Below are 15,031 nucleotides of genomic sequence, written 5' to 3'. Positions count from 1 at the left end.
GATGTATTATTATATGAAATTATGTATTAATATTCATTTAGTCTTATAAATATTATGGTACTAGGTAAGGGGATATAATATGGAAATCTTTAATGCGGTTACAAGTGATGTGAAAGAAATTTATAATCTCATTGAAATGTATGCAAAAGAGGGAGTTGTTTTACCGCGGTCTATTCTGTCTCTCTATCAATATTTACAATGTTTACACGTTGTGAAAGAAGACGGGAAAATTGTTGGAGTTGCTGGATTGCATGTATTAGGAGAAGACCTTGCAGAAATACGATCGCTAGTAGTTTCGCATACATATGCAGGAAAAGGGATAGGGCGTATGCTCGTAAATCATGTGATGGAGGAAGCTACGAAAATAAATGTAAAAAGAGTGATTTCCTTAACGTATGAAACAGTATTTTTTCAAAAGTGTGGATTTGATTTTGTAAATAAAGAAGCATTGCCAGAGAAAGTATGGATTGATTGTAGACATTGTCCAAAGGTTGATTATTGTGATGAGGTGGCGATGGTTCGGTATGTTGGATGAAATTTTAGAGAAAAATCACCCACTATTATTCAAATAATAGTGGGCATCTATATTTTAATACAAAATGAGATGGTATTAGGAATTTGAATTCGTTTTTCTCACGGCAAAATTATAAAGTGGATCTCTAAGTTCATAGTTATACGTAGAACCATCGACAAGTCCTACAACTTTATCGTTATCATAAAGGTCGAGCATAAATTGTGCCATTTGTTTTGCAGTATGAAATTTCGGTACAACACCATCATATTGAAACTCATCAATATTAAATGAACGCTGTGCAAATTCTGTTTCAGTTGCACCAGGAGCTAAAACTTTTGCTTGTAGTTTTGCACCTTGTTCTTTCAGTTCGTGAGATAGTCCTTCTGTAAATGCACTTACATAAAATTTCGTAGCACAGTACGTAACAGCATTGGCAACAATCGTGTATCCACCGCCTGATGAAACGTTAATAAGCTGTGTTCCTTCGGTCATTGAATAATCTCGAACGAAAAGGGAAGATAGTATTGTTAGTGCTTCTATATTTACATGCAACATCGTTTCTATCTTGTTTAAATTTTGTTCAGCAATTGAGGCGAAATTACCAAAACCTGCGTTGTTAATCCACGTTTCAATTTGAAAACTTTGTAGACTTTCATAAAATTTATAAACTTCTTCAGTGACGGATAAATCAGTTCTTCGAATGACAACATCCAATTCCGGATTCATTTCGTTAATTTTCAATTTCAATTCTTCTAATTCTGCTTGTCTTCGAGCTACAAGTATTAAGTTTTTTCCGCGAGATGCAAAGGCTAAAGCTGATTCATAGCCAATTCCTGAACTAGCACCAGTAATAACAGTATATTTCATATAAAAGCCTCCTAAATTCAAATTAATTTATTATGGTTAGATTGTATTTGTTAGAGTATACTCTAAGTCAAATGTTTTTTATAAAGTGAAACTTTAATCAGTGGGGGGGGTGTTCATCCCCCACTGATTATTAGCCCTCACCAATCGGGCGTTTACGGGCAGTTGATCTCCCACCTTGCTTCTTTGCTCCAGCCGAATTTTGAGGTGGGAGTTTTACTGCTCGTTAATGCGGGATAATTTGGATAAGGCAGTAAAATATATGAGAGTAAATGGCGTGCGGAGGGAGTATGATTATGTACACAATTAGCGAGGTAGCTAAATTATTAGGAGTGAGCACACATACATTACGTTATTATGAAAAGGAGAATATATTAATTGCAAATCGCGATGCAAATGGGAATAGATTGTATGAAGAGTCACATATAAAGTGGTTGCAGTTTGTAATGAAATTAAAACAAACACAAATGCCGATAGCAAAAATAAGAGAATACGCTAGATTATATACTGAAGGTGAGCATACAACCGAAGCTCGGTTACAACTTTTAGAAGATCATAAAAAATCTATTCAAACTCAAAGAGAAAACTTAGAAGTTACAGAGAATATGCTTGAAAATAAAATTATTGCATACAAAGCCTCGTTGGAAAATAAATAGATTAAAAAATCCTCCGTTTCTTATTACGTGATGAAAAATGGATTTGATCTATGAGTATTTCATCATAGTGTGCGGACAAATTAAAAAGAGCAGCTAGCAAAAGCTAACTGCTCTTTTTAAGGGATCTCTCCAAGGGGGAATGGAGAAAATATTTTGTTACTACCATTATTGCCAGATTATTAAGAAATATACATGTGAATTTAAGAAATTTAAAATATTTTTGGGTTAATAGAATCCGGGTGTTGACACTTTATCAATTGGTCATGTAGAATATTTATGAATGACATTCAGTCATTTTTTTCTGTGGAAGGGTGTAGATAAGCAACTTTTATATGTAGTTAGCTTAATAACGGAACAAATATAAGGATAAATGAGGATGATATTATTTTTTAAAATAGTAGTTAGCGTGAGATTATATTTTTTGAATTAAAAATGACTGACGGTCAGTCAGTAACAAAAGGTGAGAGATATGAAAAATAAAGCTTGGTTATATGTCATATTAACATGTATTTTTGAAGTCTTTTGGGTGTTTGGTTTTAATACAGCTCATACTTGGTGGCATTGGGCCATTATTGTAGGAGTTATCGCTGTTGATTTTCATTTTCTTTCTAAAGCGTGCGAACATCTTGCAACAGGGACTGTATATGCTGTGTTTGCCGGAGCTGGTACGGTAGGTACTTTCCTAATGGATGTATTCCTTTTCGGCGGCAGTTTCAGTGTAGGAAAACTATTCTTTATCGTGATGGTCGTAGCGGGCGTTATCGGTTTAAAATTGGCTGATAATAAAGAAGAAACTGTGGAAGAAACTATGGAAGGAGCTGCTTAAAAATGGGTTGGATTTTCGTATTTTGTGCTGCAATTAGTGAAATAGTCGGTGTGATAGGCCTTAAAATGTATAGTAAAGATAAGACGTTAGCAAATGGAACGATTTATATAGGTGGATTTGCAACTTCCTTCGCATTTTTATACACATCTTTCTTGTTCTTACAAGTAAGTGTGGCTTATGCGGTTTGGATTGGCATTGGGACTGCAGGAGCAGTGTTATTAAACATGTTCCTGTTTGGAGAATCGAAAAGTAAAGCTCGTATTATTAGTGTAGCTCTTATCGTATGTGGAGTGACGGGATTAAAGGCTCTTTCATAAGAAAATGATATTAAAGTTGAATCTCCTAACGATTTGTTGGGAGATTTTTATTATGAAAAGTGCACTATAATTGACAGTACAGCTAGTTATTTTATAAAATGAGTGACAGTCATTCAATACGCGTGTGAAAGGGTTTAGATGATGAATAAAAAAGAAAAAATTGTCTATGCAGCTATTGAAGTATTTCAGGAAAAGGGCGTTGAAAAAACGAAGATTTCTGATATCGTGAAATTGGCTGGCATTGCGCAAGGAACTTTCTATTTATATTTTCCTTCTAAGTTATCTGTTATGCCTGCAATAGCAGAAGTGATGGTTGAGAAGATGATACTTGCAGTGAAAGAAAAAGTACAGAACGATGCACCTTTTTCAAGTAAAGTTGAGCAGGTAATAGATGCAGTGTTTAACTTTATAGCTGAATATCGTGAAATACAAGCATTAATGTATGCGGGCCTTGCATCTACTGAACATATAAAAGAATGGGAAGCTGTATATGAGCCTCTTTATATATGGCTAAGTGAATTTTTAAGTGCTGCAAAAGAAGATGGTGAAATTCGCGATTCGGTTCACGCAGAAAGAACAGCAAAGTTATTTATCGCTCTTGTTGAATCAGCAGCGGAACAAGTTTATTTATATGATCATAAAGATGATGAGCAAGTCGAGCTACAAAAGGCAGAAGTACTAGATTTTTTAACACATGCACTACATATAAAAATATAAACAGTTAGGTGAACCTGTCTGAAAAAGGTAGGTTCATTTCTGTGAAAAACTGAATGATAATCATTCAGTTTGTACTTATGCATGTGTTGAAGGATAGAGTGAAACTTTTAATGAGTGGGGACATCTTCACTCATTATGAGCCCACGAATGGCGGGATAAAGAGAAAGCTTCTTGGGTATTATTTTTGAGAGGAACTTACGGGAAGAGGTGTTAAAAATTGAAGAAACCGATAAAAGAACAAAAGATGGTATTGATCATTCTTTTGAGTAATATATTTATCGCTTTTTTAGGGATTGGATTAATCATTCCGGTTATGCCATCCTTTATGAATGATATGAATTTAACAGGAAAGACGATGGGCTATCTAGTTGCAGTATTTGCAATGGCTCAGCTTATTACTTCACCTATTACGGGTCGTTGGGTCGATCTTTACGGTAGGAAGAAAATGATAATCATTGGATTATTTATTTTTGGTGTTTCAGAGCTTCTTTTTGGATTAGGAAAAGATGTGTGGATGCTTTATGCAGCGAGGGTGTTAGGCGGAATTAGTGCTGCGTTTATTATGCCGGGTGTTACGGCATATGTTGCTGATATTACCTCTATTCAAGAACGTCCAAAGGCGATGGGATATCTTTCAGCGGCTATTAGTACCGGATTTATTATAGGGCCTGGAATCGGCGGGTTTATTGCAGAATATGGTATACGTGTACCGTTCTTTGTAGCGGCAGTTATTGCCTTTATAGCGTGTGTGATTTCCGTCTTTATTTTGAAAGAGCCGTTAACGAAAGAGGAGCTTGCAGAGATTGCTACTAATACGAAAGAATCGAGTTTTATCGGAGATTTAAAGAAATCTTTAAATCCAATGTACGCTATAGCATTTATCATCGTATTTGTACTCGCTTTCGGTTTATCGGCATATGAAACTGTGTTTAGTCTGTTTTCTGATCATAAATTTGGTTTCACACCGAAAGATATTGCTGCAATTATTACGATTAGCTCAATTTTTGGAGTAGTTGTACAAGTATTTATGTTTGGGAAATTGGTAGACATATTAGGTGAGAAAGTGTTAATTCAATTATGTTTAATTGTAGGAGCTGTGTTAGCGTTTGTTTCAACTATCGTCTTTAATTATTGGAGCGTGCTTCTTGTTACTTGTTTTATTTTCCTAGCATTTGACTTACTTCGTCCAGCTTTAACGACGTTTTTATCAAAAGCAGCTGGGAAAGAGCAAGGGTTTGTTGCTGGTATGAACTCAACGTATACGAGTTTAGGAAATATCGCAGGACCAGCGATGGGCGGAATATTATTTGATATAAATATTCATTATCCATATGCTTTCTCAGGTGTTGTTTTAATAGTTGGCCTCGGCATTACATTTATGTGGAGAGAGAAACAGTTAGCTGAAAGTTTCGCGAAGTAATAAAACCCCTTACCATTGTAAGGGGTTTTTGTTTTACAAACTTAATCCAAACCGCTTTAATTCAATAAATATCCCCTCTAATTGCTTTCCTTTATCCGTTAATGTGTACTCTACACGAGGCGGAACTTCTGGATACACTTTTCTCGTTATTATGCCTTGTGCTTCTAATTCTTTTAGTCGAAGTGATAATGTTTTCGGACTAATCCCGTCCATTGATTTTTGTAAATCACTAAAACGTAATGTTCCTTCGATAAGAAGGTCGCGAATGATTAAAAATGTCCATTTTGTACTAATTACGTCAAGAGTTTTAGCGATAGGACATGGGATGCCAGGTAAACCTTTCGTTAATATAACTGGATCTATATTGGTCATGGAAATAGCCTCCATAAAAATTTTTTGAATGAATTTGCTTTATAGTATCACAAAACTATCTTTTTGGTAACTATATGAAAAAAATATCACTACTTCCATAAAGGAAGTTAATGCATATACAATAGCAATACGAAATACAAAGGGTTTGTATGAGGAGGAGGTGATTTCCATAGGTATGAAAAGGTTATTTGCGTTACTTAGTTTTTTTGTCATTTGTATTGTGCTTGTAGCGTGTAGTGGGGAACAAAAAACCGAAATCCAATTATTGAAGGAAATGCCGAAGCCAAAAACAATGACAATCGATCCTTCGCTAAGCAAAAAAGAAGCGACAGAAATGGTTCATGCAGCCCAGCGCTTTTATGCATTTTGGGATACAGGTAGAGAGGAACTTATTCCGCAGACGGTTACTGAAAATTTTTTCGATAACACACTGCCGAAAGGTCGACCACAAGGCACTGAAGGATTAAAGCTTGCGGCGCGAAACTTTCGTAAAGTAGTTCCAGACATACATTGTGAAGTTGAAGATTTATTAGTGGTTGGTGATAAAGTAACAGCTCGTCTTTCTTTTACAGGAACTCATAATGATAAAAAAATTAGTTTTTTTGCAATTGATATTTTGCATGTGAAAGACGGAAAGATAATGGAAGATTGGCATTTAGAAGATAATCTTACGCTGAAGCAGCAACTGGGCTTAATAGCTGAAGAGTAGATCATATAGGGGAGAGAAAAGCGATGGGAAATATTTTTATTATAAATGGACATGAAAAATACGGTACGAAAGAAGGACGATTAAATAGGACGTTAGTTGATTATATGGTAACTGTATTAAGCGAGAATCATCATGTGAAAACAATAACGATTCAAGATGGATACAATATTAAAGAAGAACAAGATAAGTTTTTATGGGCCGATGTTGTAATTTATCAAACACCAATTTACTGGTTTAGTGTTCCTGGATTATTTAAAACGTATATGGATGAAGTATATAAATATGGCTTGTTCTTTAAAGGTGCGGATGAATATGGAACAGGTGGTTTACTAAAAGAGAAGCAGTATATGTTTTCTACAACTTGGAACGCACCTGAAAAAGCATTCGGAGATAAGACGAAGTTCTTTGAAGGAGAAAGTTTAGAATCAGCGCTTAGTCATTTACATCGTGTGCAGAAGTTTCTCGGTATGAGCCCGCTAAAGAGTTTTGCTTGCTATGATGTGGTGAAGAATCCGGATATTGAGCAGTATTTATTGAACTTGAAAGATCATTTGGATGAAGTAATTAAATAATAGTTTGCATCTCTATGCGTAGAGGGTTCATCTTTAAACATGTAAAAGAAGGTACTACTAGGGATGTAGTACCTTCTCTTGCATTCATAAAAATTACTTAATTCTTATTGGCTTAAAGTCTTCATAAGTGAAATCTAATATTTTATCCCGCTATTTGTGGGCAGTAAAACTCCCACCTCAAAATTCGGCTGGAGCAAAGAGGTTAGGTGGGAGTCGGGCTGCCCGTAAACGCCCGATTGGTGAAGGCTAATAATCAGTGGGGGATGAAGAAAATCCCCACTGATTATAGTTTCACTTTATGAAATACGTTGAAAATCTTTACTCATACAGGACTGTTTTAGTTTTTTTGATTTTATCAAATATTTAATATCAGAGGTGTTATCATATGAAAGCTGAATATGATAATAGTTAATATACTCAAATAATGCAAAAATATAAATAAATAGGGCGAATGATAGCCCGCCTAAAGGTAAATGGGGATACCAAATTAAAAAATCAATAATAAACATACCAAGTCCTGTGATAATCAATCCTATATTTATCTTTTTTAGTCCTTTTAAATATTGAATGATCCAAATAGGCGTAACAGATGTTTTTTCTTTTTTTAGTCTTTTCCACTTTACATACCAGTAAACCGTTCCTTGTAGTAAGAGAAACTCTAAAAGAAGAAATGAGACCCAAAAAGAATATAGGGAATATAAATATAATGTAGGATAAGCATAATTAATTAAGTAACTTGTAAAAATAAAAGTAATGACTGAAAATAACTCACCTGTGTATAAATAGGAAAGCCTTCTTTCTATGTTTCTTCTCATAGTTCTTCTCCTTTTATCCCCCATTACATTTTAATGCGGGGATGGCTGTATCCATAACTTCGCAAAATTCGCCCAACCGAATGAATCAATTGTTACGTTTTTTAAAGAAGAAGGATATGTTTTTCTTTTTAAAACGTGATAGTTAAATAAAATGATGTGTTCGGCTTGTAAAAACTCTTCAATTTCATACATGAGCTCATAGCGCTTTTCTTTATTTTCTTCTAATAAAAATGTATCTAGCAAACAATTAATTTGTTTTTCATAGTGCGGATCCATGAATCGACTTATAAAACAACTTTTATTTTTAAATACATTTAAGAATGCAATTTCATGCTCGGCGGCAAACACTTCTCCCATTAAAATGATATCGGCATGTTTATCAATAGAACAGTCCATATAATCTGAAACAAGAAATGGATGAAGCTCTACTTGTATGCCTAAACGGTCGCAACGTTTCTTTAGGAAGACTGCGTCATTTGCACTATCTTTAAATGCGAAGAAGTAAATATGTATCGTTTCTCCATTGTATGTGCTCTTTTTTAAATACTCTTTTGCCTTTTCTAAAGAATAGGATCTTCCCTGAGCTTGGCGGCTTCTTTCAGGGAAAAAGCTTGATGCAGCAATTGTTCGTCTTCCTTCTATGTTACGAAGTATTGTTTCAACATCATATATTTCTCTCCAAGCTTTACGAAAGTAAATATCGTGATGGGGACCGGTTTTCTTAAAGTTGAAGCCAGCATAGATGCAACCTATTTCTTCTATTTGTATATCGTGTCTTTCGTTTTCCTTTTCATTTGGTAGTTCATAATCAGAATCTATTTTCACGTGGTCTGGAATACGCCAAAACTCAATACGGTCTAGTAGAGCTCGCTCTTTAAAATAATGGGTGAAAGCTTCAAGTATGATATTGTCTTCAGAGTAATGAGCAAGTTTAAAAGGTCCCGTTCCTATGTAGTGATGATTTTGGATACTCGCATCATGTGGTAAAATCGCGAGTTGCATGGAACTCATATAATGTAAGAAAAAAACGTTGGGTTTTGCTAAATGAAATCGTACTTGTAGTGGTGACGGTGTTTCAATTTGGACAATTTCTTCTGTTAACCATGCGTAAGGAGAATGAACTTGCTGCAATCTTTCAAATGAAAATTGAACATCTTTAGAAGTTAAAAGAGTTTCATTATGAAAATGTATATCTTTTCGTAAATAAAACGTCCACGTAAGTTGATCCTGACTTAATTCCCACGTATGAGCAATGTGCGGTTCCATTTTTTCTGTAATATCGTTATAAATGACTAATGTATCAAAAATTTGGCTAATAAGATGACCCTCTGTTGTTACAGCCGTAAAAGCCGGGTCTAATGGAAATATCTTTCTTGATATAGGGATCTTTAATATGTCATACATATCACTTGAAGGTTCATAGCCGAAATGATGATGTAGTTTATTTTCTATCTTTTTTTGAAGTGCAAGAGGAAGGGGCTCTTTTAAAAGAAGAAAGACATCTTTTAATTTTTCTTGCGCTAACAGTTCATCTGTATAGGATTCAATTGCTTCTACGAAACTATGTACAAATATAATTTCAGTTTTATTCCCGCGGCCTCGCCCTGGAGTCCAGCGAATTAATTGCTCCTCACTCATTTTCTTTAATAAAATTTTAACGTTTTTCGTACTGCAATATAAAATATCTGCTAATTCTTGTAAGCTATTTCGCATATGTTGCTGATCTTGTGAATGTAACCTTAAACGAATGTAATAGTCCATAATCTTCATACGTGTACACTTCCTTCTTTATAAAGTGAAGCTTTAATCAGTGGGGGTTTTCTTCATCCCCCACTGATTATTAGCCTTCACCAATCGGGCTTTTACGGGCAGCCCGACCCCCGCCTAACTGCTTTGCTTTCGCTGAATTTTGAGGTAGGGGTCTTACTGCCCGCAAATAGCGGGATAAAAGGGGAAACTCTTTAGAATATTCTAACCTTTTTCTTCCTCTTTTTCAAAGTAAAATGAATAAGCATAAGGAGGGGGAAAACGATGGGGTTTTGGAGTATGCATCGAAATATAAAAATTAGAATTATAACATCATTTTTAACAAGAGCTGTATCAACGATGATTTTTCCATTTATGGCAATTTATTTTTCAATAAAGTTAGGTAGTGCGGTTGCTGGTGCTTTACTACTAATTAATGTAATAGCTTCATTAATAATTGGTTTATACGGTGGGTATGTTGGAGATCGACTCGGTCGTAAAAAGGTGATGATTATCGGCCAAAGTATACAAGTCATTTCCATTGCTTGTATGGGAATTGCGAACTCAGACTATGTAGATTCACCGTGGTTAACGTTTTTGTTTATGCTCGTGAACAGTTTAGGATCTGGACTTATGAATCCAGCGACCGAGGCGATGTTAATAGATGTGAGTACACCTGAAAATCGAAAGGTGATGTACAGCATTAACTACTGGGCTATTAACTTATCGATTGCGATTGGAGCAATATTTGGCGGATTACTATTTGAAAACTATCGCTTACAATTGTTTATCGTATTAACGACTGTTGCGATCATTACTTTATATGTGATGGCTGTATATATGGAAGAAGTGTATGTTTCTCGAAAAACAGTAGAGAAGAAAAATGTATTAAAAGATATGGCGGATAGTTATAAAGTTGTTATGAAAGACCGAGCGTTTTTAATTTTTTGTGCAGCAAGTATATGTACATTATCGTTAGAATTTCAAATTAATAATTATTTAGGGGTACGTTTACAGAAGGAATTTGAAACGATTCACTTTTTCTTTGGAAATGGTTTTACGTTTGATTTAACAGGTATTCGAATGCTGAGCTGGATATCTACAGAGAATACAATTTTAATTGTATTATTTTCGGCGCTTGTTATTAAAATGTTGAAGAGCTTCAACGATTTAAAGATCTTATATGTAGGCTTATTTATTTATACAATTGGATTTACCATACTTGGAACGAGCAATAGCTTATGGATTTTATTAATTGCGGGGCTTTTCCAAACAGTAGGAGAGATGATGTATGTACCGGTTCGCCAATCTATTATGGCGGATATGGTGCCAAATGAGGCGAGAGGTTCATATATGGCGATTAACGGAATGGTCTTTCAAATGGCGAAAATGAACGGTGCATTAGGGATTATGTTAGGTTCATTTATTGCCTCTTGGGGAATGAGTGCGCTGTATTTTATCGTTGGTATGAGCAGTATTTTATTATTTATGAAGGCGATCGGAAAAGAGAAGTATGAGGATGAGAAAGGAGTTTCTCAGATTGGATAAAGTTATCTAAAAAGCGAACCGGTTATGCTGGGACTCGCTTTTTAGATAGCTTCTAAAACGGATCAACTTCAGCTAAATTTGGAGTGGCAATTGGATTTGTTAATAAGTTTTTCAGCTCACCTACTTCTGAGAGAGCGACAAGGATATAACCACTAATAAGGACGATGAGTCCAATGACCCGTAATGTTTGCAATTTAATGTCACGGCTATTTTCTTCTGAGTTGTTTTGGGGCGTTGAAGGCGGATTGTTGTTCATAATAGAGCTCCCATCTTTTTTATTTATCCCGCTATTTGCGGGCAGTAAGACTCCCACCACAAAATTCGGCGAATGCGAGGAAGTTAGGTGGGAGATAACTGCCCGATTGGTGAAGGCTAATAATCAGTGGGGGATGGACAAAACCCCCACCGATTAAAGTTTCACTTTATATGTGCGAAATCATTATTTAACTTATGGATAGGAATCGTATAGTCATTTTCACTATATGAGAAATGCCTACGAAAAGTGATAAGAAATTTTAGGGCGAGAAAAGAGGCTGTTGTGCGCAGCCTCTTTTTGATGTGGATTTAAAGTAATATTAAGTTACTTCTAAATTGATGCGATATTTTAAGGGAATTACTTGTAAGTTTAAATATATGTAAATGAGGCTATTTATAATCAATTATTAACATTTTAATAGTGAAGTTTTTTCTATTGGTAGGTTTATATGGACATGATAAAATAAAAGTAACTGTATATTGTGAGGGCGGGAGGTTGCAATCCTTTCTCTAATTTTAGAGAGAAAGGAGGTGACCGAATGGATTCTTTACTTCTTTTATTGCACGATGCTGTAAAAGTATTTTTTACGGTGTTAGCGGCTGCTTGTGCAAATGAGCTAGTCAAAAAAATTAGCAATAAATCTAACAAAAGAACCGCCCCTAAGGCCTGCAAGCGTAAGGGCGGTTCTAAACGAAAGAAATAAATTTTAGCAACCGACCACCTTGCGGTAACAGTTACTGGAAGAGATGTTAGCGCATCTTTTCTTTTATTTTATACGAAATAAAGCGATATAATACTTGTAATCAATTTCTATACTTATAGTATAACAAGCAGATATGAAAAATCAACCGGCACTATATGGCCAAAAAGAAAACATGTTATAGTGAACAGATATTTGAACTATAAAGAAGAAATCCTCTTCTTCGTTTTCGGTACGATAATAAATTTAATCCAGAGCATCCCAATGACTGCAATGATCAAACTATGTAGTAATTGTCCTGTAGCAATGAGTATAACAACTGAAAATACAATGAGTTGAATACTTAGTAATGTGAAAATTAAGCTAAGAAATTGATTCATTCTTTCTTCAGTGGCAATCGGATACAATGCCACGATAATATTTCCCGAAAAATACTTCCACAGCGAACGAAGCTGCATAGAGATCATATATAGGACGCAGTAAGCGATAGCGCCTTTTACGTATATATTCGGTACGAAATATAGGATGAAAGAACCGATTAACCCTAAGCGAATATATATACCGAAATAATCATTCCCACGTAAAAACGATAGTGTATGTAAATAGAAGAAAGTAGCTTGTTTTTTATGTAGTAAAGGTTCGATCCAATTTGTAAGCCATTTTCTGCCGTTTACTTGTTTTTTTAGCTGCGGAACATCGGTGAAGATGCTAGCGAATTGATAAAAGCGTATGTCCATTTTTTCTTCTTGTTCGATTATGTATTCCCACGGTATGCGCTTTGTAGGCTGTTTTTTTGTATATAGAAGTAGGAAGGAAAGAAGTAATAGTAAGCCGCCTAGCACAATAATATTTGCAACAGAAAATAGCATGTAAATGATAAGTGCATTACAAGTAATGCGCACTATAAGCCATATGTTTTTTTCATGACTATCACGCCATATCCAATGTATGTATATGTTCCAGCCCTTTAAAATCATTAAAACGATAAAGATTGTACATAAGAAAGGTACAGTCAATTGTAATGATTGCATAGCAAGCGGTACGATAATAAGGAACGTAAATACAAGCGGGAAAAGCTGAATGATGTAATTATATAGAAGAGATTTTTTGAAATAAGATGTTAATTTCTCTTCTAGTGCTAGTAAATAGACAGCGTCAGGTTTTTGAATAAATGTGCGAACTTGGCATCTCGTTATAATGAGTGTAAGTACGATCGTGATGAGTAATAAAGATATTCCTTTAGAAGGATCCGTTTTAAGAAACTTTGCGTAATAATATGCACCTACACATGAGACGAAGATGAAGCTATATAGCAAACCGTTAATCATACGTGCAAAGTATGTGATGGCATTTTGAATATGTTGTTGAAAGCGAGAGCTCCATAGTGATTCGATTGACATGTTTTTCACCTCTTTTTTCTATTATATATGTTTTATTAAGCAAAAAACGAGCAAATTGCGTTACGCAATTTGCTCGTCTTTCTTTTCGTTATTTTTTTTCTGATCACGATTCATTAATGGATAGAAGGCAAAGCCGATTACGAATAAACCAATTCCGAGAAGGAATGTTTTTATATCGGACGCGCCTGTTTTAATAACCCATAAAGCATAGCAAATTGCAATGACTGCGACCACGCCATCTATAATTCTTGCCCGTAACTCATTTTTATAAGTTTCACCAGTTGCGACCAGTTTTAACTGGAAGATTGGTGAAACGAGATATGGAATGAGGTAGGCTAAAGTTGATACTGTAATAACGAATGTATAAGCTTCCGCAATGGTTCCAGATAGTGTTGAGAATAAGAATACTTGCGACATAATGTTTGTTAATCGTAATGAGTAAATTGGACTTCCTTTTTTATTTGTTTTTGTAAAGAAGGAAGGGAAGAAACCTTCTTTGGCTGCTTGATAAGGTACTTCTGAGCTTAATAAAATCCAGCCTAATATTGAACCGAATAGGGAAGTAAGAGCAAGTAATGCCATAAGTTTCCCGCCGCCGTGACCCATTGCAGCGTTTAATGCGTCTGCTAATGGACGTTCAGAAGCTTGTAATTTATCAACGTGAAGTACACCCATTGTTAAAATTGTAATTCCTAAGTAAATTGCAACTGTGATAAGTAATCCTGCAACAGTGGCGCGTTTTACCGTTTTTGGGGAGGTAGCTCGGTTTGATAAAAGAACGGCTGATTCAATCCCGATAAATGCCCAAAGCGTTGTAAGAGCCGCTAAATTTACTTGTGAAAGGAGGCCGTGTGATACGCCTTCTTTATCGATCATTGGTGTGTACCATTGTCCAAACTTTGAAGCTTCGAATGCAAATAAAGTAACGACGATGAATAGAAGGAATCCAGTCACTTTCGTTGTCGTTGCTAAGAAGTTTAGCTTCCCAGCTCCGCTTACACCGTTTGTTAAAATTAAATGTGTGCCCCATAGTAAGACAGAACAAATAGTAAATGTAATTAGTTTTCCAACTTCTATATTGAAAGAGCCAATTGAAAACAATAGACGCGTATCTTTCATAATTGGGAAGAAGAGTGATAAATATCCCGCGAAAGATGTGATAATGGCAACGTTACTTGCCCAATTTGCTACCCAATATCCCCACACCATGCTGAAACCAGCCATTTTTTTCTTTTTTGGTGATGAGAATAAAGCATATGCATGACTTTGTGGTCCTGTCGTTAAATCAGGACGACGAATTGCTAAATTACCGAAAACAAGAGCTAGCATTAAAACACCAAACCCTGTTGTTAACCAAGCTAAAGTGACACCGAGAGGGCTAGCTGTTTGTGCCAACGTACTTGGCACCATGAAAATACCAGCGCCAACCATGTTACCGACAACGAAAGCTGTTAGTACCCAAAAGCCCCATTTTTTTTGTTGCATAGAAAATACCTCCAAAGTTAGTATAACCAAGTCAAGCGAGGAGATATGTATGTCTTCCTGCTAGGGAAGAGAAGTTCCAAACAAAACAAAAAAAGCACGTAATTTGCCGCTACA

The 15,031-nt window shown here is 35.4% G+C and carries 17 protein-coding genes; 10 read left to right on the top strand and 7 right to left on the bottom strand.

Going from position 1 to position 15,031, the window contains the following annotated elements:
• Positions 1 to 79 precede the first annotated feature (79 nt).
• Positions 80 to 535, top strand: coding sequence for an N-acetyltransferase (locus tag MR071_RS18760; protein ID WP_105585777.1), 456 nt, complete (start codon positions 80 to 82; stop codon positions 533 to 535).
• A gap of 75 nt (positions 536 to 610) precedes the next feature.
• Here MR071_RS18760 and MR071_RS18755 read toward each other — a convergent pair whose 3' ends face one another.
• Positions 611 to 1,381 carry an SDR family NAD(P)-dependent oxidoreductase gene (locus tag MR071_RS18755; protein ID WP_002150348.1) on the bottom strand — a complete coding sequence of 257 codons (771 nt, stop codon included), beginning with the start codon at positions 1,379 to 1,381 and terminating at the stop codon, positions 611 to 613.
• 293 nt (positions 1,382 to 1,674) lie between these two features.
• Here MR071_RS18755 and MR071_RS18750 point away from each other — a divergent pair, with 293 nt between their 5' ends.
• From MR071_RS18750 to MR071_RS18730, 5 genes are all read left to right on the top strand, one after another.
• The gene (locus tag MR071_RS18750; RefSeq protein ID WP_105585775.1) at positions 1,675 to 2,034 is read left to right on the top strand and encodes a MerR family transcriptional regulator; all 360 of its coding nucleotides are present in this window, start codon (positions 1,675 to 1,677) and stop codon (positions 2,032 to 2,034) included.
• Between the two features lie 469 nt (positions 2,035 to 2,503).
• Positions 2,504 to 2,860, top strand: coding sequence for a DMT family transporter (locus MR071_RS18745; RefSeq protein WP_105585774.1), 357 nt, complete (start codon positions 2,504 to 2,506; stop codon positions 2,858 to 2,860).
• A gap of 2 nt (positions 2,861 to 2,862) precedes the next feature.
• Positions 2,863 to 3,177 (top strand): DMT family transporter, encoded by a 315-nt coding sequence (locus tag MR071_RS18740; protein ID WP_105585773.1) that lies wholly within the window; start codon positions 2,863 to 2,865, stop codon positions 3,175 to 3,177.
• 138 nt (positions 3,178 to 3,315) lie between these two features.
• A complete protein-coding gene (locus MR071_RS18735; protein ID WP_105585772.1) occupies positions 3,316 to 3,894 on the top strand; it encodes a TetR/AcrR family transcriptional regulator in 579 nt (192 codons plus the stop codon).
• A gap of 217 nt (positions 3,895 to 4,111) precedes the next feature.
• Positions 4,112 to 5,314, top strand: a complete 1,203-nt coding sequence (locus MR071_RS18730) for an MFS transporter (protein ID WP_105585771.1) — start codon at positions 4,112 to 4,114, stop codon at positions 5,312 to 5,314.
• A 33-nt stretch (positions 5,315 to 5,347) separates the two neighbouring features.
• On the opposite strand, the gene MR071_RS18725 is transcribed toward MR071_RS18730, so the two are convergent.
• Entirely contained in the window at positions 5,348 to 5,686 is a 339-nt protein-coding gene (locus MR071_RS18725) for a winged helix-turn-helix transcriptional regulator (RefSeq protein WP_002114903.1), read from the bottom strand.
• Between the two features lie 169 nt (positions 5,687 to 5,855).
• On the opposite strand from MR071_RS18725, the gene MR071_RS18720 reads away from it, so the two are divergent.
• On the top strand, positions 5,856 to 6,395 hold the full coding sequence (locus MR071_RS18720) for an ester cyclase (RefSeq protein ID WP_242237550.1): 540 nt from the start codon (positions 5,856 to 5,858) through the stop codon (positions 6,393 to 6,395).
• A gap of 23 nt (positions 6,396 to 6,418) precedes the next feature.
• Positions 6,419 to 6,967, top strand: coding sequence for an NAD(P)H-dependent oxidoreductase (locus tag MR071_RS18715; protein ID WP_105585769.1), 549 nt, complete (start codon positions 6,419 to 6,421; stop codon positions 6,965 to 6,967).
• Positions 6,968 to 7,263: 296 nt separating this feature from the next.
• Here MR071_RS18715 and MR071_RS18710 read toward each other — a convergent pair whose 3' ends face one another.
• Both MR071_RS18710 and MR071_RS18705 read right to left on the bottom strand, forming a co-directional pair.
• Positions 7,264 to 7,782, bottom strand: coding sequence for a general stress protein (locus tag MR071_RS18710; RefSeq protein ID WP_242237492.1), 519 nt, complete (start codon positions 7,780 to 7,782; stop codon positions 7,264 to 7,266).
• A 30-nt stretch (positions 7,783 to 7,812) separates the two neighbouring features.
• Positions 7,813 to 9,552: an SgrR family transcriptional regulator gene (locus tag MR071_RS18705; protein ID WP_242237489.1), complete on the bottom strand. Its 1,740-nt coding sequence runs from the start codon at positions 9,550 to 9,552 to the stop codon at positions 7,813 to 7,815.
• Positions 9,553 to 9,813: 261 nt separating this feature from the next.
• On the opposite strand from MR071_RS18705, the gene MR071_RS18700 reads away from it, so the two are divergent.
• Positions 9,814 to 11,076, top strand: a complete 1,263-nt coding sequence (locus MR071_RS18700; protein WP_242237486.1) for an MDR family MFS transporter — start codon at positions 9,814 to 9,816, stop codon at positions 11,074 to 11,076.
• A 52-nt stretch (positions 11,077 to 11,128) separates the two neighbouring features.
• Here the strand turns inward: MR071_RS18700 and MR071_RS18695 are convergent, their stop codons facing one another.
• On the bottom strand, positions 11,129 to 11,332 hold the full coding sequence (locus MR071_RS18695) for a hypothetical protein (RefSeq protein ID WP_242237483.1): 204 nt from the start codon (positions 11,330 to 11,332) through the stop codon (positions 11,129 to 11,131).
• 538 nt (positions 11,333 to 11,870) lie between these two features.
• Between MR071_RS18695 and MR071_RS18690 the strand changes: the two genes are divergently transcribed.
• Entirely contained in the window at positions 11,871 to 12,035 is a 165-nt protein-coding gene (locus MR071_RS18690; RefSeq protein WP_181149497.1) for a hypothetical protein, read from the top strand.
• A gap of 197 nt (positions 12,036 to 12,232) precedes the next feature.
• On the opposite strand, the gene MR071_RS18685 is transcribed toward MR071_RS18690, so the two are convergent.
• Both MR071_RS18685 and MR071_RS18680 read right to left on the bottom strand, forming a co-directional pair.
• Entirely contained in the window at positions 12,233 to 13,432 is a 1,200-nt protein-coding gene (locus MR071_RS18685; protein ID WP_105585764.1) for an ABC transporter permease, read from the bottom strand.
• 60 nt (positions 13,433 to 13,492) lie between these two features.
• Complete coding sequence (locus MR071_RS18680) at positions 13,493 to 14,917, bottom strand: amino acid permease (protein WP_002201634.1); 1,425 nt, start codon at positions 14,915 to 14,917, stop codon at positions 13,493 to 13,495.
• Positions 14,918 to 15,031: the final 114 nt, after the last annotated feature.

Origin of the sequence: Bacillus cereus group sp. BfR-BA-01316 (assembly GCF_022664195.1) — a bacterium.
In the GTDB taxonomy this organism is placed as follows: Bacteria; Bacillota; Bacilli; order Bacillales; family Bacillaceae_G; genus Bacillus_A.
The sequence above is the reverse complement of the archived record's forward strand: the minus strand, read 5'-3'. Positions and strand labels throughout refer to the sequence as shown.

What these genes read in the sequence shown, in the direction of transcription:
- MR071_RS18705 (WP_242237489.1), bottom strand. Translation starts at nt 9,552, where the DNA reads ATGAAGATTATGGACTATTACATTCGTTTAAGGTTACATTCACAAGAT.
- MR071_RS18755 (WP_002150348.1), bottom strand. Translation starts at nt 1,381, where the DNA reads ATGAAATATACTGTTATTACTGGTGCTAGTTCAGGAATTGGCTATGAA.
- MR071_RS18760 (WP_105585777.1), top strand. Translation starts at nt 80, where the DNA reads ATGGAAATCTTTAATGCGGTTACAAGTGATGTGAAAGAAATTTATAAT.
- MR071_RS18725 (WP_002114903.1), bottom strand. Translation starts at nt 5,686, where the DNA reads ATGACCAATATAGATCCAGTTATATTAACGAAAGGTTTACCTGGCATC.
- MR071_RS18750 (WP_105585775.1), top strand. Translation starts at nt 1,675, where the DNA reads ATGTACACAATTAGCGAGGTAGCTAAATTATTAGGAGTGAGCACACAT.
- MR071_RS18695 (WP_242237483.1), bottom strand. Translation starts at nt 11,332, where the DNA reads ATGAACAACAATCCGCCTTCAACGCCCCAAAACAACTCAGAAGAAAAT.
- MR071_RS18700 (WP_242237486.1), top strand. Translation starts at nt 9,814, where the DNA reads ATGGGGTTTTGGAGTATGCATCGAAATATAAAAATTAGAATTATAACA.
- MR071_RS18680 (WP_002201634.1), bottom strand. Translation starts at nt 14,917, where the DNA reads ATGCAACAAAAAAAATGGGGCTTTTGGGTACTAACAGCTTTCGTTGTC.
- MR071_RS18740 (WP_105585773.1), top strand. Translation starts at nt 2,863, where the DNA reads ATGGGTTGGATTTTCGTATTTTGTGCTGCAATTAGTGAAATAGTCGGT.
- MR071_RS18715 (WP_105585769.1), top strand. Translation starts at nt 6,419, where the DNA reads ATGGGAAATATTTTTATTATAAATGGACATGAAAAATACGGTACGAAA.
- MR071_RS18735 (WP_105585772.1), top strand. Translation starts at nt 3,316, where the DNA reads ATGATGAATAAAAAAGAAAAAATTGTCTATGCAGCTATTGAAGTATTT.
- MR071_RS18690 (WP_181149497.1), top strand. Translation starts at nt 11,871, where the DNA reads ATGGATTCTTTACTTCTTTTATTGCACGATGCTGTAAAAGTATTTTTT.
- MR071_RS18745 (WP_105585774.1), top strand. Translation starts at nt 2,504, where the DNA reads ATGAAAAATAAAGCTTGGTTATATGTCATATTAACATGTATTTTTGAA.
- MR071_RS18685 (WP_105585764.1), bottom strand. Translation starts at nt 13,432, where the DNA reads ATGTCAATCGAATCACTATGGAGCTCTCGCTTTCAACAACATATTCAA.
- MR071_RS18710 (WP_242237492.1), bottom strand. Translation starts at nt 7,782, where the DNA reads ATGAGAAGAAACATAGAAAGAAGGCTTTCCTATTTATACACAGGTGAG.